Origin of the sequence: Aurantibacter sp. (genome assembly GCF_039941195.1) — a bacterium.
Lineage (GTDB): Bacteria > Bacteroidota > Bacteroidia > Flavobacteriales > Flavobacteriaceae > Aurantibacter_A.
Genome location: NZ_JBDVFA010000025.1, coordinates 15,563 through 38,958 on the forward strand (window position 1 = coordinate 15,563; position 23,396 = coordinate 38,958).

Below are 23,396 nucleotides of genomic sequence, written 5' to 3' on the forward strand. Positions count from 1 at the left end.
TTTAAAAAATGTTAGTTGATTTCATCAGTTGACAACGAAAGCAACTTCTTTAAAATAAATAGATACTTCTGACCTAATTTATTTTTTCATTAAGGATCTTTTTCTGCGCTTTTCATTTTAGTTGTTTGAGGGTTAATAAATATTTTTAAATAATGTTATGATCTCATTTTCAGTTAAATCGATGTTTTTTATCTAAAAAAATGAAAATTTAATCACTCGTTAACGTACACGAAAGCGTCGTTAACGTTACCGAATATAGCAAATCGTATAGTCATAAAAAAATGTTAATGTGAAAAAAAGCAAAAAAATAACAGAAAGTGATAAAAAAGTGAAGGAAAAAATTACTGATTTATAATTTCAATCGCATTATTTAAAATATTAATAAAAGCTAAATATTTCTAATTTTTATTTAAGACATACTAAAAGGTAGAAATTTTCTTAATTAATGTTTAATAGTTAAAGCCATTAAAATTGTCCTTATTAAATTTTTCTACCATCTAAAAGATTGATAATTCGTTCACCATATTGCGCGTTTTTCTCAGAGTGGGTAACTTGAATTATGGTAACGCCCTCATCATTTAATTCTTTAAAGAGTTCCATTATTTCTACCCCTTGTTGGGAATTTAAATTTCCAGTTGGCTCATCTGCCAATATTAGTTTTGGTTTTGAGATTAATGCTCGCGCTACACCAACCAACTGTTGTTGTCCACCACTTAACTGACTCGGAAATAAATCTTTTTTGCCTACGATATTAAAACGGTCAAGCATATCGGCAACCATCGCCTTGCGCTCCGATCCAGAATGCTTTTTATAGAGTAGGGGCATTTCTAAATTTTCATACACGGTTAATTCATCTATTAAGTGATAGGCTTGAAAAACAAACCCTATATATTGCTTGTATAAATTTGCACGGTGCTTTTCTTTTAATTTGTGAACCGGTTCATCTAAAAAATTATATTCACCTTCATCAAATCCATCTAACATACCTATTACATTAAGCAAAGTTGATTTTCCAGAGCCTGAAGGGCCCATTATTGAAATAAATTCACCTTCTTCAACTTGTAGATTTATATCCTTTAAAAGAAATACACGTTGACCACCTTGTTGTACCCATTTAAAAATGTTATTTAATTGTAAAAGCATAGTTTTTTATTTATTAATTTTTTGTTGACAGTTGACAGTTGACAGTTGACAGTTGTTTGTTCTTGGTTTATAATTTTTCCTAAATCCTAAATACCATCATTCATTCGTAAACTTTTAGATGGATTTTTATGTGCCACTTTAAAAGTTTGAAAACTAACCGTGATTAATGCTATACCCATTAAAAGTAAACTTGCTATTCCGAACATCCACCATTTAATAGTAATATGAAAAGCAAAAGTCTGAATCCAATTATTCATTACAAACCATGAAACCGGAATTGCAATTAGTAATGCAAGCCCGACTAACTTTATAAAGTCTTTTGATAGTAATTTAAATAAACTAGGAACATTCGCTCCTAATATTTTACGAACTGCAATTTCTTTAATACGTTGATTAGCCGTAAACAAGGCAAGTCCGAAAAGACCTAGGCAAGAAATAACTATGGCTAAAAAAGCAAAAATGGAAGATAGTAATTGTATCTTTTGTTCTTCTTGATATCCATTTTCTATAGCCTCATCCAAAAAATGATAGGAGAATGGTAGTTCGCTAAATTGTTCATGCACTTCCTGCATTTTTGCAATAGTGCTTTGTGTATTACCGGGAATGGTTTTAGCATAGAGTAGCCATGTTTCTGAAGGTCTACAACGTATTATCATAGGGGAAATAGGATTATGTAATGAGTTGAAATGAAAATCTTTTACAACACCCACAATTTTTCCTCCTTCATCACCCCAAAAACTCATGAATTTTCCAATGGGATTTTTAACTCCCATTAATTTTGCTGCCGATTCGTTAACGATATAATTTAAGGTGTCATTTGCGAATTGTTTCGAGAAACTCCTTCCTGCTACAACATCAAGTTTTAGCATTTCTAAAAGTCCAAAATCAAAATTAATAATCGAAAAAGATTTTACTCCATCATTAGCTGCGCGACCTTCCCAAGTGGGATCTTGCGTGCTTCCGCCCATATCGATGAAATTACTCCCAGCAAGACTTACACTTTCAATTCCCGAAAAATTTTCAAGTTCAGACTTTACGGCTTTTAACTGTTGTATGGTTTTACCATCCAAGGACATATATATAATGTTCTCCTTATCTAATCCTAAATTTTTGTTCTGTATGTAGTCCAACTGAAAATAAACTACAATTGTTCCCGTAATCATCGCCATGCATAAAAAGAACTGAAAAATTACCAAGCCTTTTCGTAATACTGTTTCATTAGTATTCCCTTTAATTTTTTGATGAAGGGCAGTTTTACCGTTAAGGTTGGCCATGGAGTAGGCTGGATAAATTCCAGATAAAAGTACAGTTGCTGTAGCAATGCCAATTACGATGGCATAAAACTGTAGATTGAAAAAACCGATGGCGAGTGATTTTTCAGTTATCGAATTAAATAATGGCATTGATAAATAAGCAAGCGCAACAGAAATGAGCACAGCAACAAAAACTAAAACTATGGACTCTACAAAAAATTGGCTGAGCAATGAAAGTCTACCGGCACCTAAAACTTTTTTGATACCCACTTCTTTAGAACGTTTTATTGCCCAAGCGGTGGTCAAGTTTATAAAGTTGAAACAGGCGATAAGCAATGTGAAAATTGCAATGATTCCAAACAAGATTACATTATCTATTCGGCCACCGACTACAACGCCATTTTCAAATTTGGAATATAAATAGCGGTCTTTTAATGCTTGTAAAGATAAAATTCGGTTTGCATCTCCACCAACTTCTTTAGGTATGTTTTTTAACTTCTGACTTAGCCCTTTTATATTCGAATTTTCTCGACTTAAAATATAGGTATTTACCCATGTATTGCCCCAGCTTTTGTTGTTCATGGGTAAGAAATTAGCAAGTGGTACAACGGCATCATATTGTAAAGTAGATTGTTCGGGTAGCTTCTTAAATATACCTGATACCATATATGGTTCCATAGTTTCATCTAACATCAGATTAACCGTTTTACCAATTGCACTTTCGTTTGGAAAAAAGAGCTTTGCCTTTTCTTCTGATAGCACTACATTCTTACTATTTTTTAAACAATCTTCTGGGTTTCCTTCAAGTAGTGGAAAAGAGAATAATTCAAAAAAATAAGCATCAGCAGCAAGTACTTTTGTGCTAATTGTGTTTTCGTCAACAGTTGATACAGCTTCACGTGGACCTGAAGTTCGAACGACATTTTCTATATCAGGAAAATTTTCTGCTAGTGCTTCTCCGACAGGGTAGCCAGTGCCACCCCAGGTGTCACCAATACCGTCATCGGAAACAAAAGTGCTCATTACAAGGCTAATTCTATCTCCATTTGTATGGAAAGAATCTTTGTTAAATTCATCTACAATCCACAAACCAATTAATAAAGTACACCAAAGACCAAGTGAAAGTCCCACAATATTTATTATTGCATAACTCTTTCGGTTTAGCAGGTTTCTAAATGCAATTTTAATATGGTTTTTCAGCATAACACTATTTCTTAATATTTTATTTTCATATTACTCATCTTTAAGGGCATCAACGGGATTGGCTATTGCGGCATTTAAACTTTGCCAACTAACTGTAATCATTGCAATTGTTAATGCAATTATGCCTGCTAATACAAATATCCACCAACTTATTGTAGTTTTATAAGCAAACCCTTCAAGCCATTTGCCCATTGCAAACCAAGATATTGGTACGGCCATAATAAACGCTATACCTACCCATTTAATAAAATCTTTATTTAGAAGGGATAAAATTTGACCAATGGTAGCTCCATTTACTTTTCGAATTCCAATTTCTTTTTTTCGTTGGATACATGTATAAGAAGTTAATCCGAAGAGCCCCATTGCTGCAATGAGTATTGCAAGAATTGTAAATATTTGAAAAGCTTTACCAAAAGTTTTGTCCTCTTTATACTGTTGTTCAAATTTCTTATCAAGGAAGGTATAATTAAAGGTGCTTTTAGGAAAAATACCATTCCACTTTACTTGAATCTGATTAATTGCACTTGTAAAACCTGTTTCTGAAACGGCGGAGGCATCCAGTTTTACTAAAAGGTTATTTACTTGTTTTTGATGTCGTATTAAAATAGGTAGCACTTTATCTTTTAACCCAAAATGGTGATAGTCTTTTATGACTCCTGTGATTGTCCATTCGTTATTACCCCAAAATTCTAATGTTTTACCGGTTATTTCCTCAGCTGATGCTAAATTCATTTCCTTAATAAAAGTTTCATTGACCACAACTTGGCGACTACTGCCATTAGTTGATGGTAAAAAAGTTTGTCCGGCTACAAAAGAAATATCCACCAAATCAAAATAATCAGGTTGTACATGGTAGGTGTAAAATATTTTATTTTCGTTTGTAATTCCATTCGGAAGAACAATTCCTCTAGTAGAAGAAAGGTTATCAAAACTATCACCAGGATACGTTTGTGCTATCGACATTTTTTCTACGAAAGGCAATTCTTTTAACTCTGACGATAACACTTTGAAATCGTTGATTAAAAGCGAATCAGATTTATCAGTTACTACCTCGCCTTTTAAAGCGATAATTTGATTTAAATCAGCCCCAATAGGTTGGTCTTTTAAGAAATTAATCTGCTTGGTAACTATGAAAGTGCCGATAAGCAGAATTATGGTTGCTAAAAATTGAGTGATAATCAAGCCTTTTCTAATTGCAACACCATTTGTAGAAGTCTTTACTTCACCTTTAAGCGCTTTGGATGGGGAATACCCACTTAATAGTAATGCTGGATAAAGCCCAGCGAGCAGCATTCCTAAAAGAATAAAGCCTAAAATAGGTGCAATTTCCGATAAATTTACAAGGCTTAGTACAAGTGCTTTCTCAGTAATAGTATTGTAAATTGGCAGGAGTATCAAAGTGAAGATGATAGCAATAATTATGGCAATACCATTGAGTAAAATTGATTCTATTAATGATTGAACTATCAGTTGTGAACGATGTGCCCCAACGACTTTCCTAATTCCAGTTTCTTTTGCTCTTTCTAAAGATTTTGTGGTCGATAAGTTAATATAGTTTAGCCATGAAAGAATTAAAATAATGAAAGCGATAGCCGATAAAAATTTTATTCGGGTTACACTTCCGTTTGCCGTTACTTCGTAAGGCTTATCGGAATACAAATGTATATCTTCTAATGCCTCAATATTATGCCTTTCTTCCTCATCCCCATCAGCATTGTTGTTTACTACTTTTTCTCTCAAAAGTTCTATATCAGTATTCTTATCGACCTTAATATAGGTGTAGTAATTGTTCATATTGAAGTTGAGGGCTATTTGGTTTTCTCCAAAAACACCCCATGTCTTCTCGGTTTCATAAGAAATAAGATAGTTGTTTCTAAAATGCGTATTCTGAGGAATATCTTCCATTACGCCGGTAACGGTCAACACAGCTTCTTGACCATCCCAAAAAACGGATAGTGTTTTTTGCATCGGGTTTTCATTCCCAAATAACTTTTTAGCTAGACTTTCTGAGAGGACAATTTTATCTGGACCTACTAATGCAGTTTTTTTATTACCATCTAGTAAGGGATAATTAAAGATTTCGAAATAAGAAGCATCAGCCATAGAACCTGTGGGCTGTTCGAAAATCTTGTCTCCCAATACGAAGGTTGCCTTTTCAAGATAAAAAAGGCGAACATACTCCAGTATCTCAGGAAATTCTCTTTTTAGTGTAGGACCAGAAAGGTTATAAGTTTGTGCATCTCCGGCAATAAAAGTGTCACCCTCCAAATAATCCATATAAACACGATGTACATTTTCAGAACCTTCGAATTTGTCGTAGCTATTTTCGTAGTTTACATACAGCATTATTAATATGAACGAAGCGACACCAATCGCGAGTCCAAAAATATTGATAAACGAATACAGCTTATTCTTGAGTAAATACCGAGTCGCAATTTTTAAGAATAGGCTATACATATTGTATTTTTAATAGAGTTCTGACACTAAAATGTGCCTGATAAATTTTAGTAAGTAAGCATTTCAATTTATTTGAAACGATATTCATGCCAAGAATGTAAGAATATGAAAATCATTGTGTTAGTCTAATTTCTTGTAGAGTAAACACTTAGGGATGTAAAAAATATTGACAGATAGTGTACAATAATTTTACATAATTTTTAATTATTTCTAAGTCTTAAATCATTCATTTCGTAATGCTTCAGCAGGATTTATTAATGCTGATTTTAAAGATTGTGAAATAATTGAAATTGCCGCAACAAATAAAACAATGAGTAAGGGCACAAGAAACATCCAAATATTTAGATCAATCTTAAAAGCATAGTTGTCTAGCCAATTAATGGTAATTAAGTAAATAATGGGGAGTGCAATAAGGCCAGATATAAGTACTAAGCTGAGTAATTTTTGAGGGATTATTGAAAGTGCTTGTATCACCGATGCACCCATAACTTTTCGCACACTTATCTCCTTTGTTTTTTGCATTGCCATATGTGACCCTAGACCGAATAGACCTAAAGCAGCAATAAATATTGCAAGAATTGAGAATATTAAACAGATTGCACCGAATTTGGAATCCGCTTGGTATTGTCGATTAAAATAATCGTCGATAAAAAATGAATTGTAAATATCATCTGGGAAAAATTCTTTGAACGTACTTTCAATTTGATTTGAAGTTTCTCGAATGTTATCACCAGCAAGATTTACTGTAATATACGATGCACCGAAGCCTTTAAAATTCATAAAAACAATGGGGTCGTATGCTTTTTGTAAAGATTGTTGATGATGGTCTTCAACTACACCTATTATTTCGGCTGTACGATCTATTGGCCCAAATTTATAAATCATCTTTTGGTCTATTGCATGTTCAGGATTCGCAAAACCTAATGATTTAGCTGCGGAACGATTGATAAGTACGCGGTGTCCATTGGCTATGGGACCTGTACGAGAATACATTGTTGTCGCATCTTCTTTAACAAAATCTCTACCCGCCAAAAGATTAATAGCATAAGTTTTAATGAAATCTTGATCTATGGTAACAAAATTGGCATTTACACCTTGTTCTATTTGTTCATGCGCTTGTCGTATAGTATTCCCCTGAATAATGGCACTGCCAGGAACTTCATCAGATAATGTAGCATTGTTAACTTTAGGATTTTGAATTAGCTCGCGTTTAAAAGTTTCGATTTTATATTGAGTTGTAGAATCTTTATATGTTGGCGCAGCAAGTACTAAGTTTTGACTGGAATTGAATCCGAGGTCTTGATTTTGCATAAAAGAAAATTGATTGTACACAATGTACGTGCCTGAGATAAGTGCAATTGATATAGCAAATTGCGCAATTACCAACCCTTTTTGTAAAGCATTTCCTTTTGTGGTTTTGTGAAATTTTCCTCTTAAGACTTCAATAGGTTCAAAACCTGATAAAACAAAAGCGGGGTAGAGGCCAGCTAAAATTCCACCGATAAGAAAAATTCCAAACAAGGCCAACCAGACTTGCCATTTAGCCCACATTCCAAAATTTAAAACTTCAATTCCGATTAAAGAATTAAAAGAAGAGATTAAAACGTTTATTAAAACAAATGATACAATTATTGCGAAGAAATTAATTATCAACGACTCATATAGAAACTGATTTATAAGAGTTGATCTATCGGCACCAACCACTTTTTTAAGTCCTACTTCTTTAGCACGCTCCATTGATTTCGCCGTCGATAAATTAATGAAATTTATCATTGCTATGGCGATGATAAATCCCGCAACAAGTAATAAAAAGTATAAGGTGCCGTTACTTCCGTTTGGTGATATTTCTTTTGATAAATTTGATTTTAAATGAATGTCTTTTACGGGTTGTAATGCCATTCTAGCTTCAAAACCATGTTCATTCATTATATCACCCAAATATTTTTTTACGAAGGATGGGAATTTCGCATTAACCGTATTCGGATCCATGCCCGGTTTTAATTTTACATAATTGTAAAATTCAGGCCATACCCAACTATTTGCAAAATCACCTTCTTGGCCGAAAATATTGAAAGAAATAATCATTCCCATTGGTAAATGAGTGTTTTCGGGTCTTTCTTCAAAAACACCCGAAACTTGTAGTGCATAATTGTCGTTAATTTCTAAAAGCTTACCAATTGGATCTTCATTACCGAAAAAACGCTGAGCTATTTTCTTGGTCAGAATTATTGAATTAGGTTCATTAAGTGCAGTTAAAGCATCACCTTGTATTAATGAAATATCAAAAAGGTCGATAATTTCATTATTAGCAAAATAGATATAATCATCTTCTGCTGAAGTTTTTATTTCTTCGCCTAATGGGTTGGTATATGAAAAATTCACAGTTCCACCTAACGGAATAGGTTTATCCATTAGGCGCGCATAACTATCGACCTCTGGAAAATCTGCAACCATGGCAGCACCCACTGTAGGATGGTTTGTAGCGGAGGTTATAAAACCATTATCTCCTAAATTTGTAGTTAAGGTTACTCGGTATAAATCATCTACATCAGTAATAAAATCATCATAACTTTTTTCAAAGGCAATGTATTGAATCAACAAAATAAAAGCTGTTATACCTATTGAAAGTCCAAATACATTAATTGCCGTAAAAAGCTTGTTCTTTAAAAAGAAACGTAAGGCGATTTTTAAGTGGTTTCTGAACATATCTTTTGGTTTTTGTTGTTCTTATCTATTAAAATACATTTGCATTTTTGCTTCTCTATTCTCTTCTTAAACTTTTAACGGGGTTTTGTATAGCTGCCCTATAACTTTGCCAGCTTACGGTTAATAGTGTTATTAAAATGACTAATCCACCAGAAAAAAGAAACATCCAAGGGCTTATAGTAATCTTATAAGCAAAACCTTCTAACCATTCATTAACGGCAAAATATGCAAGTGGTACAGCTACAATAAATGATACTACTAACCATTTAATAAAGTCGCGATTAAGCAATGTTAAAATTTCGGTTCTACTAGCCCCATTAACTTTACGGATTCCTATCTCTTTATACCTACTCTGAGTAATCATAAGGGCTAGGCCTAATACACCCATGGTACAAACAAAAATGGATATAAAGGCAAATAATAAAATTAATCTTTTCTGAAGGAGCTCTGTTTTATAGACATTTTTATAAATTGAATTCACTTCAACATAATCTATCGGGTACTCCGGAAATAGATCACTCCAAATAGTATTCAAACTTAAAAGCGCTTCGCTTTTAGAGGTAGCGCTATAAGAAATGACAATACTGTTCAACCAACTATTTTCTCTTTTAAAAAGCACAAGCGGTTCTACTTTATTTTGTAATCCTGACAAATGAAAATCTTTTACTACTCCAATGATTTTACCTTCAGGAAGCGCTACGCCTGGCACAGGAGAGAGCAAAGAAAATTGCTTGTTAATAATTGCTTGCGGATTCTGAAAACCCAATTGATGTAAAGCACTTTCATTGATAAGGTATTCTCCATTACCCGGTTCATCAATATTCGAGTGCGTAAAATTATTACCTCCTAGAAAGGAAAGTCCAAATACTTCTGCAAAAGAGTAGTCTGCAGCAAAGACTCCAATAGCATTGGTGCCAGGTTCAGTTTCAGGTGCATCTTGAAGTACATATGAAAACATGTCATGGGTTTCACTCCCAGGTGTATCCATCATAGCGGAGACAGATGAGATGCTACTTTCTTTTAAGAGCTCTGATTTAAAAAGGCTAAAATCTTTTTGAATTTCGGAATGCACCAATGGCAAGCAAACAATATTTTCTTTTGCCCCCATAGCTTCATCCATGGCAAAATTCGTCTGTTCAGAAATAACAACAACCATAACAAGTAAAACAATAACGAGACTAAATTGGGTAATTAGTAAGGCCTTTTGCACTTGGGTTTTACTTTCTTTTTGTAATCTTTTTTGGAGTGATGCTTTCTCAAAACGGTTTTTAAGTACTGGTTGCAAACCCGCAACAATCATTAATACGGCTACGGTTACAATAGTCACAACAATAAAAAACTCATTATTTTCAAAAAGGTTAAGTTGATAAATTTCATAAATCAACGTATTTACAGGATACATTAACAATAATGTTACAGTTATAGAAAACAATACAATTAAGGTGCTTTCTATTAAAAAATAAGAACTAATAAAACGTTTGGATGAACCCAGAATTTGGTTTAGCGCTAAAAATGTAGATAGATACCCTGCCATTCCTAAATTTAAACTTGCAAAATTGCTTAATGCTATTAATAAAAGTATGAGTGCAGCAATTACTAAAACCCAAATATTGGTCATAGTACTATTTGGTTCTATTTCACGAAACAAGTCAGACTGCAAATGAATATCTTCTATATTCATCAAGTACGCTTTCACCTCAGATTTACTTGTTGCATTTTTAGCTGTAAATGTATCGGTCAGGGCAAGAGATAATTTACTTTCAACTAATTCAGGATTGGCATTTTCTTTTAGAAGTAAGTACTGGTACGCCCAACCTTTAATTCTATCTTTTCCTGACATAAATAGAATATCAGGATGAAGGTGACTTTCCTGTTTAGAATCTTGCATTACACCTGTTATCTGAAAATCTTCTTTGGTGCTGTTAAAATGCCCTTGGGGCAATGAGATTATTTTCCCAATGGGATCGGTATTGCCGAAAATATTATTTGCTAGCGATTTGGAAACAACAACAGAATTTGCATTTTGAAAAACAGTTTTTGCATTCCCTTGTAGCAACGGTATATCAAAAAGTTTAAAAAAAGTAGCATCAACCCAAAAGCCTTGATGTATGTTATAAAATAGCTCTTCATGTTTTATCAATTCTCCTCGAATGGGTGCCAAACGTACAAAATTTTCAATCTCAGGAATTGACGCTGTAAGTACTGGTAAATCTTGTGCAGCAAAAAAACGTGCAAAATGATTGTTCTCTAAAAATGCTAGACTAGTAGCCGTTAAGCGATAACTATTTTCTGCTTTTGAAAAATGTTTATCATAACTCAATTCATTTTTTATAAATAGCGAGATAAATAAAATACCACATAAGCCCAGCGATAGCCCAACTATTTTTATACCGTTTAAAACGGGTCTTTTTTTGATGTTTCTTAAAGCGTATTTTAAGAGCATAGTATTGTTATTCTGTTCTCAAACTATTTACCGGATTCGCATTTGCTGCTTTAATTGCTTGGAAACTTACAGTAAGTATTGTTATGGCCATTGCTCCAATTACTGCTAAGGCAAAAATCCACCATTCGAGTAATACGTGATAAGGGTAGTCTTGTAACCAACCATTCATTACATAATATGAAATTGGTATTGCTATAAAACAAGATATAATTACCAGTTTTAAAAAGTCTTTTGATAGCATATTCCAAACATTAAAAACCGAGGCGCCTAATACTTTTCGAACACCAATTTCTTTAGTACGTTGTTCTGCTACAAAAGAGGTTAAACCGAATAATCCTAAACAGCTAATAAGAATAGCTAAGGCTGTAAAAACACCCGATAAAGTTCCTATTCGTTCTTCGGCTGCAAACTTGTCCCCATACTCATCATCAATAAAATCGTACTCAAATGGTAAGTCTGGAAAATGTTGTTTAAATACGTTTTCAATAGTTGAAATATTTTGGGTTGCGCTTTGCTTGGGGTTTAAACGAAGGTTGTAATAACTAGATCCGTTTTTTGCATAAACGTATACGCCTTGTTTTACAGGTTGGTAAGGCGACTGCGTTATCATATCCTGCACAACGCCAATTATTTTTAAAGGTGGATTTGGATCTTCTTCGTCATCATCTCTTAAAAATTTACCAACCGGATTTTTTATACCCATGTATTTTACTGCAGTTTCATTGAGTAATACGGCATTCGAATCTGATGCAAATTCTCTGGAGAAATCTCTTCCTTGTACAATTGTCATATTCAATGATTTCGCATATTCATGCGTGACTTCTGTCCACGCAAGATCTTCTTGAAATCCTTCTGGTTTTCCATCCCAAATAAAGCCACTTCTGTTCGACCAAATTTGTGTGGTTGGACTGCTGGAGGCAGACATTTCTATGATAGCATTTGACTTTAAAAATTCATCACGCATTAAATCATACTTTCCAGCAAAATCGTTACTTAAGGTAGGTATCTGGACTAAACCTTCTTTATCATAACCAACAGGTCTATTCTTAGCATGATTAATTTGCTGCATTACAATTACCGTACCGATGATAAAAGCTACTGAAACCGTGAATTGAACAACCACTAAAATTTTACGTGGCAAGCCTGCATATTTTCCAGCTTTAAAAGTTCCCTTTAAAACATCAACAGGTTTAAACGAGGATAGATAAAGTGCAGGGTAGCTACCAGCAGCTAATGCGGTTAAAAGAATAAATACAAATGAAATCAACCAAAAAAGACTATTATCCCATGGAAAACTTATTACTTTCTTAGATAAATCATTGAAGCCATCCATGGAAATTAAAACGATGATAACGGCAATAAAAAAAGCAAAGAATACCACTAAAAAAGATTCAATTAAAAACTGGTAGATTAATTGATTTCTTTGTGACCCAATGGATTTACGAATACCAACTTCTTTAGAACGTTTTTCGGAACGCGCAGTACTCAAGTTCATAAAATTTATGCAGGCCAACAGCAAAACAAAAGCGCCAATAATTCCGAAAAGCCATACATATTTTATTCGACCACCAGTCTGCTTGCCGTTTTCAAAGTTGTTGCGTAAATACCAATCATTCATTGGTAATAGAAAAATTTGAGGGTTGAATTCTGCATTATCTGCATCAGCCTCTTTTTTTACATTTAAAATTGTTTGTGTAATGCCTTCCATGGTAGTATTGTCTTCGATTTGGACTAACATCTGAAACGAATTATTTCCCCATTGGTCAACAGCATTTTTCATCCATTCTTGGGTAGCCAATAATTTATCCCAAGGCATTATAAATTCTAAATCGTGAAAAGAATTATTGGCAGGAATATCTTCATAAACTGCAGTTACGGCAACATCATATTGATTATTTACTTCTACTGATTTGCCAATTGGATCTTCATTTCCAAAGAGAGCATTTGCAACAGATTGTGAAAGCATTACGGAATTGATATCTCGTAAACCATCTTTTTCACCTTTTATAATTTTAAGATCCAGCATTTCTGGTGCTGGGCGTTGCATATAATTACCAACTTTAGAAATGCTTTTTTCTTTATACCCCAAATACCTAGAAATGTTCCAAGAAGACATTACCAAATGTTTGAAATTATCTTGATAACCTTCTCGGAGAACCATTTCTAATGGTCTTGGTATCGCCGGGTTCGTATTAACTTCTCCGTTAAAAGTTTGCGATTGAAAAACCTGAGCAATTTGATTATGATTGCTGAAGTAACTATTGTGTGTTAATTCATCTTCAATCCAAAGACCAATTATTAAGGTTACAGCCATTCCCAAAGCAAGTCCTCCAATGTTTATAACGGAATAACCTTTGTTTTTCCAGAGATTTCGCCAGGCAATTTTTAAATAGTTTTTAAACATGATTGTTCGTTTTCTGATTGATGATGATAATGACTAATTTCATGCCAAGGTGTTAAATAGCTGTTTGATAGTGAGTTATTGAGTAGAGTGTTTTTTATAGTGTAAAATATTTTGACAGCACATGTACAATATATTTACAAAGACTATTTTCTTTGCATACTGTTACAGTAATATAATTGTCAGATAGTTAAAGTTAATAAAAGGTTTATTATTCTTTTCTAAGACTTTTTAGAGGTTGTATTAAAGCCGCTCCAACAGACTGGTAACTTATGGTGATTAAGGCAATAATTAAGGCAATAGAACCTGCTAATAAGAATATGTGCCAACCTATAGTAATATGATAAGCAAAGTCTTCCAACCATCGAGTCATTAAATACCACCCAATAGGAATTGCGATTACAATAGAAACAAGAATGAGCTTCATAAAGTCTAGTGTAAGCAGCTGATAGATACTTTTAAAAGGAGCACCCAAAACCAAGCGAATACTTATTTCTTTTTTTCGCTGTTCAACCATAAATGCTGAAAGCGCAAAAAGACCTAAGCAAGCTACAAAAATGGCAAAGAGCGCAAAGCTGTTAAAGAGCTGCCCCATCCGTTGCACATCATCATGCATTTGTGTAAACTCTTGATCTAAGAAGCTATGATTCAAAGACTGATTTGGAATATTTTTATCCCAAATAGCGGCAATGGCTGATAAAGCCTCATTAACATTTCCTTTTTCTAGTTTCAGAGACATCGAACCAATATCATTCCCAACAACTAGCGATAAAGATGAAATATCTTCTTTTAAAGACTTAAAATGAAAGTTATTTATAACACCTGTAATTGTAAAATTTTGACCATTGTTACTAATTTCTTTACCAATGGGCTCAGTAAGACCAAGTTCTTCAGCCATTTTAGCATTAATAATAATTGAGGTAGCGGCATCGGTAGCATATTCTTTAGAAAAGTCTCGTCCGTCTTTAAGTGTAATACCTAAGGTTTTAATATAGTCATAATCAACTTTCCAAATTTGTGCAGAAACACCTCTGCTTTCATTTCCTTCATTTGCCATTCTAAATGTATTACCATTTCTACTACCACCATCAACGGGTAAATAATTTGTTGTCGTAACATTTTTCACGTGTGGCAATTGAAGCAACTGTTCTTTAAAGGCGTTTGATTTATTTCCTAAGATTTTTGTTCCTTCCAAAATAACTACCTGTTCTTTATCGTAACCTAATTCTTTTTTAAGAATAAAGTCCATTTGCTGATAAATAATTAGCGTTCCGATAATTAGTATGACCGAAGTCGTAAATTGAAAAATAACTAAGCCACTACGTAGTTTTCCACTTTTTCCTCCAAGACTTAAACTTCCTTTTAAAACATTTACTGGTTTAAATGCAGACAAGTAAAATGCAGGATATAATCCTGCTAAAGCACCAACAACTAATGATGAAATTAACAGTGTAGGTATAAACCAAAGCTCTGTCCATGGCATGGTAATTACTTTTGCAGCAATAGTGTTAAAAGAGGGGAGTAATGACCAAGCCAAAAGTGTACCTAATAAAAATGAAATGATGCTGAAAAGTATGGATTCAGTAAGAAATTGATACACCAGATTACTTTTATAAGCACCAATAGTTTTTCTTAACCCTACTTCTTTTGCTCTGTTTGCAGATTTTGCGGTAGATAGATTAATAAAATTAATTACCGCTAGTAATAGTACAAACCCAGCAATAGAAGCGAATAACCATACAAATCTGATATCTCCATGTTTTAGTCCATCTTGCATTTTTAAATCGGAATGCAAATGAATATCATTTATTGGCTGTAACTTGTATTCAATTGTTTTGAGAATTTCAATAAAATCGGGTGCGCGTCCCCGCTCTAGTTGCGCAGGAATGATATAGTCTTCTAGAATTGATACCATTTTATTTTCTAATTGCAGCACATTAGCATTGGGGTCGAGCAACACATAAGTGAAATAATTGGTATTGGTCCAACTCGCGTTTTTATCCTCAATAGGTAATATAAAGTCGAACTGTAAATGAGAATTTGTTGGTACATCTTTCATAACACCGGTAACTACATAGGGGTTAGCTGTGTCATTATCTAAAATTATAGTTTGCCCAATTGCTTTTTTATTTTGAAAATATTTATCAGCCTTGGTTTTTGATATGACAACACTTTTTGGAGCAGTTAGGGCAGTTTCTGTAGTACCTTCAATCAATTCTATTTCTAGAATATCGAATGCTTCTTGGTCTGCTAAAATAAACCCATCTTCAAAATTATTCTGCACTTCATTTTCCAAGCGAATACCTCTTTTACCAGCACCAAAAATTTCAATGGTATTTATTTTACCTGCCCTAATGATTTCTGGAAAATCGGATTCTAAAGTAGCAGCAAAAGGCAATTGAAAATGTGTGCTTTTTAAGGTTTCACCATTCATCTCACCTTGCATAATTACCCGATAGAGTTGGTGTTTTTTTTCGTAATGTTCATCGTAGCTAACTTCATTTTGTATAAACAAAGTAATTAGAAGACATGCAGCTATACCTAATGAAAAACCTCCAACTTTTATGATAGTGAAAAGTCTATCTTTTTTGATGTTTCGCCAAGCGATTTTAAAATAGTTTTTAAACATGCTTCTTATTTTAGTTGTCCGTTGCTCGTTGTCAGTTATTCGTTTTTCATTTTGTAATTTTTTGCTAATTGCTAATTGCTAATTGCTAATTGCTAATTGCTAATTGCTAATTGCTAATTGCTAATTATTCCGACCGTAGGCTTTTAACAGGATTGGCAATTGCAGCTTTAATACTTTGAAAACTCACAGTTATAATAGCAACTATAATTGCTAATAGTGCTGCTGCTGCAAAAATTTCCCATCCAATATGTATTCGGTATGAAAAATCTTCAAGCCATTTGTTCATAGCATACCAGCCTATAGGAAGTGAAATAAAAATTCCGACAGCAACCAATTTCAGAAAGTCCATAGTAAGGCGATACGAAATTTGACCAACGCTTGCTCCTAAAACTTTGCGTACCCCAATTTCTTTAGTACGCTTTTCGGCATTAAAAGCAGCCAAACCAAATAGGCCTAAGCAAGCAATAAAAATTGATAGAATTGTGAATACCATGAATATACTGCCGAGCCTTCGTTCGGATTCATAGGTGTTATTAAAAGACTCATCCAAAAAGAAATAATTAAATGGTTGTCCTGGTGCTATTTTATTCCATGAAGTTTCAATACCACTAATCGCACTTGCTACATTTGCTTCATTTATTTTAATGGAAAGCATACCAGAAAAGTCACCTATATAAAGACTTAATGCCCCAATATTTTCGCGAAGTGATTCAAAATGAAAGTTCTTAACAACACCAATTACCTTGTAAAAAAATGGGTCTTCAACACCAGCATCGCGCGAAAGTCGAATGCCTAATGCTTCTTCAGGTGTTAACCCTAAAATTTTAATGGCTGATTCATTTAATAAAATAGCCGTTGAATCGGTGGAAATTGTAGAATCAAAATCTCTTCCTGCAATTATTTCAATATCTAGCGTTGACATATAATCGTGATCAACGGCCCATGTTTGCATGTTTAAAGCATCTTCTTGGTTGGGTGAGCCATCTTTAAAAAAGGTTGTATTATTTCGTGAAGAAGGAGTAGGAAGGTAGCTACTTAAGGTCGAACTTTTAACTTGTGAAAGCTTTTCAACTTCCTCTTTAAATGCATGCCTTTTATTATCTAAAGTATACACATCGTCTACTACTAAAATTTGATTTTTTGTAAATCCAACATCTTTACTTTGAATAAATTGCAATTGCTGGAATACGACTAAGGTGCTTACAATTAGAAAGACTGAAATAGCAAATTGAAATATAACTAACGAGTTTCTAACTTTTCCTCCGCCAATACTTGTGGTGCCAGAACCTTTTAAAACTTTGACCGGCATAAATTTTGACATGAAAAAAGCCGGGTAACTACCAGAAAGTAGTCCAAGAAAAAGTGTAGCTAAAACTAATAGAATCCAGAAATAGGGATTACTAAAAGGTAGATTGATTGATCGGCCAGAGAGTTCATTAAAAAACGGCAAAGCAATCAATGCAATTACTATGGCTAAAAGCAGCGATATAAATGAAATGAGTCCGGATTCGGTAAGAAACTGTTTTATTAAATCGCCTTTGTTAGAGCCTAATGTTTTTCGGACTCCAACTTCCTTTGCTCTTTTTAGGGAGTGTGCTGTGGATAAATTCATGAAATTAACACTGGCTAATACAATCAAGAAAATACCAATAAAAGAGAGAATGTATACATTTTCCATACTACTGTTAGCACTTAGTTCAATATCTCTATTAGAATGTAGATGTATATCTAAGAATGGAATTGTACTATAAATAAGATAATTACCAGAAGCTTTAAATGCTTCTTCGGTCATACCCGGATAAATATTCTGCACCCACGGAATTAAATACTTACCTACCATATCTTGAATAATAGGAGTTACATCTTCTATGGAAGCAGTAGGTAATAATTTTATATACGTGTAGTAATTATGGCTTCCCCATTCACCTTCTTGAGCATCTTCATGCCCAGCCATAGCCATAAAAACGGTATGCTCTCTTAAAAATGAATTTTTCGGCAGGTCTTCGATAATTCCTGTTACTGTATAGGTGTCTTCATTATTTAGCAAAAGTGTTTGATTAAGCGCATTATTTATTCCAAAATGTTTTTCTGCCGCTGAACGCGTCATCACTAATGTATTGGGATTTTCTAGTGCGGTTTTAGGGTCACCAAAAAGCAGTTCTATGCCAAACATTTCAAACATACTGGCATCGGCAAATGCAATTCTAGGTTCTTTAGTATTGGCGACTGTATTACTTTTTCGAATTAAAGCACCACCACGATTTCGAATTCGTGTGGTCATTTCAACCTGAGAAATGTCGTTTAGAATTGCTTCTGCCATGGGGGCTGATACTTCAGCAGATGCTGTTTCTTCACCACCAAATTTTATATCAGTGTTTACACGATAAATTCTATCTGCATCTGCAAACATTTTATCGAAACTAAATTCATCATAGATGTATAACGAAATAAGCAAACCTCCTGCCATCCCAACTGCAAGTCCAAAGGTATTTAAGAAGGTAAAGAAGGGCTGTTTTTTTAAACTCCGCCAAGCTATTTTTATATAGTTTTTAAACATGATTCTTTTTTTTTGTTTGATTTGATTGCTGTTTTTATTTTACTCTGTTCGTAGACTCTTTACAGGATTTACTAGGGCTGATTTTAATGATTGAAACCCAACTGTTAGTAACGTAATTACGATAGCAAAACTACCGGCAATTGCAAACACCCACCATTGAATATCGATACGATAGGTAAAATCTTCAAGCCATCGTTCTATAAAGAAATAGGCAATTGGAGTTGCAATTAAAAATGCAATGCATACCAGTTTTATAAAATCTTTAGTGAGTAATTGAACAACAGAATTTATACTAGCACCTAATACTTTTCGTATACCAATTTCCTTTTTCTTTTGTTCAGCTACATAAGAAATAAGACCAAAGAGTCCGAGGCAACTTATTAAAATTGCGAGTAATGTAAAAACCACAGATATTTGACCCAATCTTTTTTCTTCATCATACAATTTTTCAACCTCTTTGTCAACGAACCTGTAATCAAATGGAACGTTATTCACAACGGTATTCCATTTATTTTCTAAACTAGATAGCAGCTGGTCATAATTTTCACTTTCAGTTTTTATAAATAGCCAGTTGGGTTCATTTTCTTTATGCAGAAACAAAGGTTCTATTGCATCTTTTAAAGAAGCATAATGAAAATCGGATACGAGGCCAATAATTTCCATTTCAAAAGTTTCATCTCCAAAACTTTGTACAAGTTTTGAATTTATCGCTTCTTCTCTTTTAATGTTAAAAGCATTAATAGTGGCTTCGTTCACAATAATTTGGTTGGTAGTATCTCCTTCACGGAAATCTCTTCCTTCTAAAAAGGGAATACCCATAGTTTTAAAATAACCATCGCTAACACCATTGCGTTTTACTATTGTATTTTTCTCTCTACTGCCACCTGGTAAGTATAAACCGTTATCCGCTAGTACAACTTCTGATGGAGCATAATTTCCGCTAGATACATTAAGTACACCAGGGACATTTAAAAAAGCAGATTTAATAGATTCAAATTTACTTGAGGCTTCATTGGTGCCAATGCGTAAGGCTAATAAATTATTTTTTTGAAAGCCTAGATTTTTACTCTGGGTATATTGGAATTGTTGCGTAATTACAATAACTGTTGCTACTAAACCTATTGATACCACAAACTGAAAAACCACTAACGCCTTTCTGAAGTTACCATTTCCGGAGTTTAATAAATTAGAACCTTTAAGTGCTTTTACTGGTTTTATTGAGGATAAAATTATGGCAGGATAAATCCCAGCAACAAGACCTGTGAAAATTCCTAAACCACATAAAATGAATCCAATTTTCCAATTTAATAAATCCACATAGCTCAAAGATTCTTGAGTAAGGTTATTTACAAATGGTAGCAAAAAGATAGCAATAGGAATGCTTATTAGCATTGCAAATAATGATAATAAAAGTGATTCCCCTAAGAACTGTCTCATTAGGGCATTTTTACCAGCACCAACTACTTTTCGAACCCCAATTTCTTTTGCGCGCTTACTAGCTCTTGCGGTACTTAGGTTTATGAAATTAATACAAGCAACAAGTTGAATAAAAAAAGCAAGGGTTAATAAAAAGTATAGGTATTTAATATTTGAAACACTATCAATTTGATTTTTGCGCCCGTCTGAATATAAATGTATATCCGTAGCTTTTTTAAGTATTAGTATCTTATTGTCCATACCGGCGTCGCTAAGGTTTTTACTTCCTCTTTTTTGAATAAATTCAGGTAGCTTACTTTGCAAATTGGCCGCGCTACTATTAGTAGAAAGCTTTACGTAACTGTACACAAAATTATTGGTAGCAAAGTCGTCAAATGTTTGTACAAACGTTCCCATACCTGGCGTACTCATACTAACAATGTAATTTGGGTTAAGGTGTGTTTTGTCAGACTTCTCATCAAAAACTCCTTTTACAGTCAGTATTTGTGCATCTTCACCTGTACCCCAAACCACCGTTTTGTCCAATACATCATTATTGCCAAACATTTTATTTGCCAATTGCGATGAAAGTACTAAAGCATTCGGTCCGTTAAGTGCAGTTTTACTATTGCCTTTTAAAAACTTATAATCAAACATTTTAAAAAATGTAGAATCTGCCATGTAACTTCTAGGCTCATAAAAGGCATCTTTACTTTCAGATGCTCGAATTAAATTGCTATAGAAAACATCGGTAAGTACTATTCTGGTAACTTCATCAACTTCGGCAAAATCTTCTTTCATTGCAAAGACAATAGGGGGAGAAGTGGTTGCAGAATTGAAACTTTCTTGACCATCGCGTTCAATTATAGTTTCTACTCTATAAATAGATTCTGGATCAGTAAAATGAACATCATAACCAAACTGTGCAAAAACATAAAGTAGAATAGTAAGGCAACTAACCGTACCTAATGTTAATCCCAACAGATTAATAATGGTTTGCTGCTTATTCTTTGATAAGTTTCTCCAAGCTATTTTGATGTTATTCTTTAACATAATTCTCGTTTTTTGATTGATGAAAACACTACTTGTCCGTGATTAAGGGACGATGATTGATTGATGAATAAACTCCTATAAATTCGAAAATGTATTTTTAAATGGTTGCGCCAATAGCTCTATTTTGATTTTCGGTAACTACTTGTCCATCGAACAAATTGATAACTCTGTGCGCATAATGCGAATCTCTGTCTGAGTGCGTTACCATTACTATGGTGGTGCCTTCTTGATTTAATTCGGTCAAGAGATTCATAACTTCAATTCCGTTTTTAGAATCAAGATTTCCGGTAGGCTCATCCGCAAGAATTAATTTAGGATTTGTAACAACAGCTCTGGCGATTGCAACACGTTGTTGTTGCCCACCAGATAATTGATGCGGAAAATGCTTTTCTCGATGTGCAATTTTCATACGTTCAAGTACTTTCATAACCTTTTCACGTCGTTCACTTTTGCCCATTTTTAAATAGATTAATGGAAGCTCTACATTTTCGAAAACAGTAAGTTCATCGATGAGGTTAAAACTTTGAAAAACGAAGCCTAAGTTTCCTTTTCGTAATTCGGTACGTTGGCGTTCTTTTAGTCCGCCTACTTCATGACCAGCAAATTTGTAGCTGCCTTCGGTAGGATTGTCTAACATACCTATGATGTTTAACAAAGTAGATTTACCACAACCGGATGGCCCCATAATTGCAGCAAATTCACCATCATCAACTTTGAAGTTCACATTGTTTAGTGCCAAGGTTTCTACCTCCTCAGTTCTAAAGCTTTTCTTTAAGTTTTGTATCTGTATCATATCTTGTTTTGTAATTGATTGTTGTTATTAAAGACTTTCGTTTTTTAAGTTAGTGACAGTTTTATTTTAAAACTATTTTTTCGGCTTCACCGAATGAATCATAATTACTTGTAATTACTTTTTCACCCGCTTGTAAACCTTCTAATACTTCGTAATATCTTGAGTTCTGTTTACCAATTCGAATATTTCTTTTTAGTGCCTCATCGCCATCTACAGTTACAACAAATATCCATTGGCCTCCCGTACTCTGAAAAAAGCTTCCTTTAGGGAGTAGTAATGCATCACTAGATTCTCCTAATTGCAATTTTATATTGTAACTCTGTCCAGTTCTAATGGTTTCAGGTTTATCAGCAGTAAAAACTAAATCAACTTTAAATTTTCCATTACGCACTTCGGGGTAAACTTTGCGAACACGAAGTGGAAATTCGGTTCCATTTCTTTCAATTGTTGCTATTAAATCTCGCTGTACGCGATCGATATAATGCTCGTCTATACTCGCTTCAATTTTATAATCAGTAAGTACATTAACTTGACCAATACGTTGGCCTTGTGTTATATTCTGACCAATTTCAGCATCGAGAAAACCTAATTGACCATCGGCTGGTGCGCGAACATTCAAGTGATCTAAACGTTGATAAACCATACCTAGCGTTTTATGCATCCGGTTTAAATCTGCCTCCAAAACAGGTAAAGAAGTTTCTCTTAATTCATCGTCATTTTCTGTCTGTACTTTTACTATTTCGTATTGTTTTTGAGATAGTTCATAGTTTTCTTTTGAGAGTTGGTAAACTTCTTTTGAGATTAGTTCATCATTAAATAGTGCTTGGTTTTGTTCAAAGTTTCTCTTTAATCGCTGCAATTCAGTACTCGCAGTTGCTAACGATTTTCTTCCATTAATTTGTCGGGAATCAAATTCTAATCGGGTAGATCGTAAATTATTTTCCTTTAAAGCCATATTACTTTCACTATTTAATATCTGTTCATAAAGACCAATATTATCGAGTTTTAAAATGATATCTCCTTTTTTAACCATAGCTCCTTCTTCTATCAATTTTTCTTCAACACGGCCTCCTTCATAAGCATCCATATAAATTGTGGCAATTGGAGCAACATTTCCATTAATAGTAATATAATCGTCAAATTTACCTTGTGCTACATCACCAATAGATAGTTTATCCTTTTCAGTTCTAAAAGTAGAAACTGAAGTGGAAAATAATAGCTGGTACCCAACATAGAGTACTAATAATCCTAGCGCAATATAACCGTAGTGTTTTGGGCGTAATCCTTTTTTCTTTTCTAATTGTATGTCCATTTCTTCCTTATCTGTTGATAGTTGTTAGTT

The 23,396-nt window shown here is 33.7% G+C and carries 11 protein-coding genes; all 11 read right to left on the minus strand.

Annotated elements, in window-relative coordinates; translation table 11 throughout:
* Positions 1–480 precede the first annotated feature (480 nt).
* The 11 genes from ABJF52_RS04495 to ABJF52_RS04545 all read right to left on the minus strand — a co-directional run bounded on the left by ABJF52_RS04495 (position 481) and on the right by ABJF52_RS04545 (position 23,366).
* On the minus strand, positions 481–1,143 hold the full coding sequence (locus ABJF52_RS04495; protein WP_348146894.1) for an ABC transporter ATP-binding protein: 663 nt from the start codon (positions 1,141–1,143) through the stop codon (positions 481–483).
* A gap of 86 nt (positions 1,144–1,229) precedes the next feature.
* Positions 1,230–3,599 carry an FtsX-like permease family protein gene (locus ABJF52_RS04500; protein WP_348146897.1) on the minus strand — a complete coding sequence of 790 codons (2,370 nt, stop codon included), beginning with the start codon at positions 3,597–3,599 and terminating at the stop codon, positions 1,230–1,232.
* A 30-nt stretch (positions 3,600–3,629) separates the two neighbouring features.
* A complete protein-coding gene (locus ABJF52_RS04505) occupies positions 3,630–6,056 on the minus strand; it encodes an ABC transporter permease (protein ID WP_348146900.1) in 2,427 nt (808 codons plus the stop codon).
* A 222-nt stretch (positions 6,057–6,278) separates the two neighbouring features.
* On the minus strand, positions 6,279–8,762 hold the full coding sequence (locus tag ABJF52_RS04510; RefSeq protein WP_348146903.1) for an ABC transporter permease: 2,484 nt from the start codon (positions 8,760–8,762) through the stop codon (positions 6,279–6,281).
* A 55-nt stretch (positions 8,763–8,817) separates the two neighbouring features.
* Complete coding sequence (locus ABJF52_RS04515) at positions 8,818–11,205, minus strand: ABC transporter permease (RefSeq protein WP_348146906.1); 2,388 nt, start codon at positions 11,203–11,205, stop codon at positions 8,818–8,820.
* A gap of 7 nt (positions 11,206–11,212) precedes the next feature.
* Entirely contained in the window at positions 11,213–13,609 is a 2,397-nt protein-coding gene (locus ABJF52_RS04520) for an ABC transporter permease (protein WP_348146908.1), read from the minus strand.
* 208 nt (positions 13,610–13,817) lie between these two features.
* The gene (locus tag ABJF52_RS04525; RefSeq protein ID WP_348146911.1) at positions 13,818–16,235 is read right to left on the minus strand and encodes an ABC transporter permease; all 2,418 of its coding nucleotides are present in this window, start codon (positions 16,233–16,235) and stop codon (positions 13,818–13,820) included.
* Positions 16,236–16,359: 124 nt separating this feature from the next.
* Complete coding sequence (locus ABJF52_RS04530) at positions 16,360–18,792, minus strand: FtsX-like permease family protein (protein WP_348146914.1); 2,433 nt, start codon at positions 18,790–18,792, stop codon at positions 16,360–16,362.
* Between the two features lie 39 nt (positions 18,793–18,831).
* Complete coding sequence (locus ABJF52_RS04535; RefSeq protein ID WP_348146917.1) at positions 18,832–21,261, minus strand: FtsX-like permease family protein; 2,430 nt, start codon at positions 21,259–21,261, stop codon at positions 18,832–18,834.
* 97 nt (positions 21,262–21,358) lie between these two features.
* Entirely contained in the window at positions 21,359–22,054 is a 696-nt protein-coding gene (locus ABJF52_RS04540; RefSeq protein ID WP_348146920.1) for an ABC transporter ATP-binding protein, read from the minus strand.
* 61 nt (positions 22,055–22,115) lie between these two features.
* Positions 22,116–23,366, minus strand: coding sequence for an efflux RND transporter periplasmic adaptor subunit (locus ABJF52_RS04545; RefSeq protein ID WP_348146923.1), 1,251 nt, complete (start codon positions 23,364–23,366; stop codon positions 22,116–22,118).
* Between the last annotated feature and the right edge of the window lie 30 nt (positions 23,367–23,396).

Coding starts and splice junctions, on each gene's coding strand:
- ABJF52_RS04495 (WP_348146894.1), bottom strand. CDS start 1,143: ATGCTTTTACAATTAAATAACATTTTTAAATGGGTACAACAAGGTGGT.
- ABJF52_RS04500 (WP_348146897.1), bottom strand. CDS start 3,599: ATGCTGAAAAACCATATTAAAATTGCATTTAGAAACCTGCTAAACCGA.
- ABJF52_RS04505 (WP_348146900.1), bottom strand. CDS start 6,056: ATGTATAGCCTATTCTTAAAAATTGCGACTCGGTATTTACTCAAGAAT.
- ABJF52_RS04510 (WP_348146903.1), bottom strand. CDS start 8,762: ATGTTCAGAAACCACTTAAAAATCGCCTTACGTTTCTTTTTAAAGAAC.
- ABJF52_RS04515 (WP_348146906.1), bottom strand. CDS start 11,205: ATGCTCTTAAAATACGCTTTAAGAAACATCAAAAAAAGACCCGTTTTA.
- ABJF52_RS04520 (WP_348146908.1), bottom strand. CDS start 13,609: ATGTTTAAAAACTATTTAAAAATTGCCTGGCGAAATCTCTGGAAAAAC.
- ABJF52_RS04525 (WP_348146911.1), bottom strand. CDS start 16,235: ATGTTTAAAAACTATTTTAAAATCGCTTGGCGAAACATCAAAAAAGAT.
- ABJF52_RS04530 (WP_348146914.1), bottom strand. CDS start 18,792: ATGTTTAAAAACTATATAAAAATAGCTTGGCGGAGTTTAAAAAAACAG.
- ABJF52_RS04535 (WP_348146917.1), bottom strand. CDS start 21,261: ATGTTAAAGAATAACATCAAAATAGCTTGGAGAAACTTATCAAAGAAT.
- ABJF52_RS04540 (WP_348146920.1), bottom strand. CDS start 22,054: ATGATACAGATACAAAACTTAAAGAAAAGCTTTAGAACTGAGGAGGTA.
- ABJF52_RS04545 (WP_348146923.1), bottom strand. CDS start 23,366: ATGGACATACAATTAGAAAAGAAAAAAGGATTACGCCCAAAACACTAC.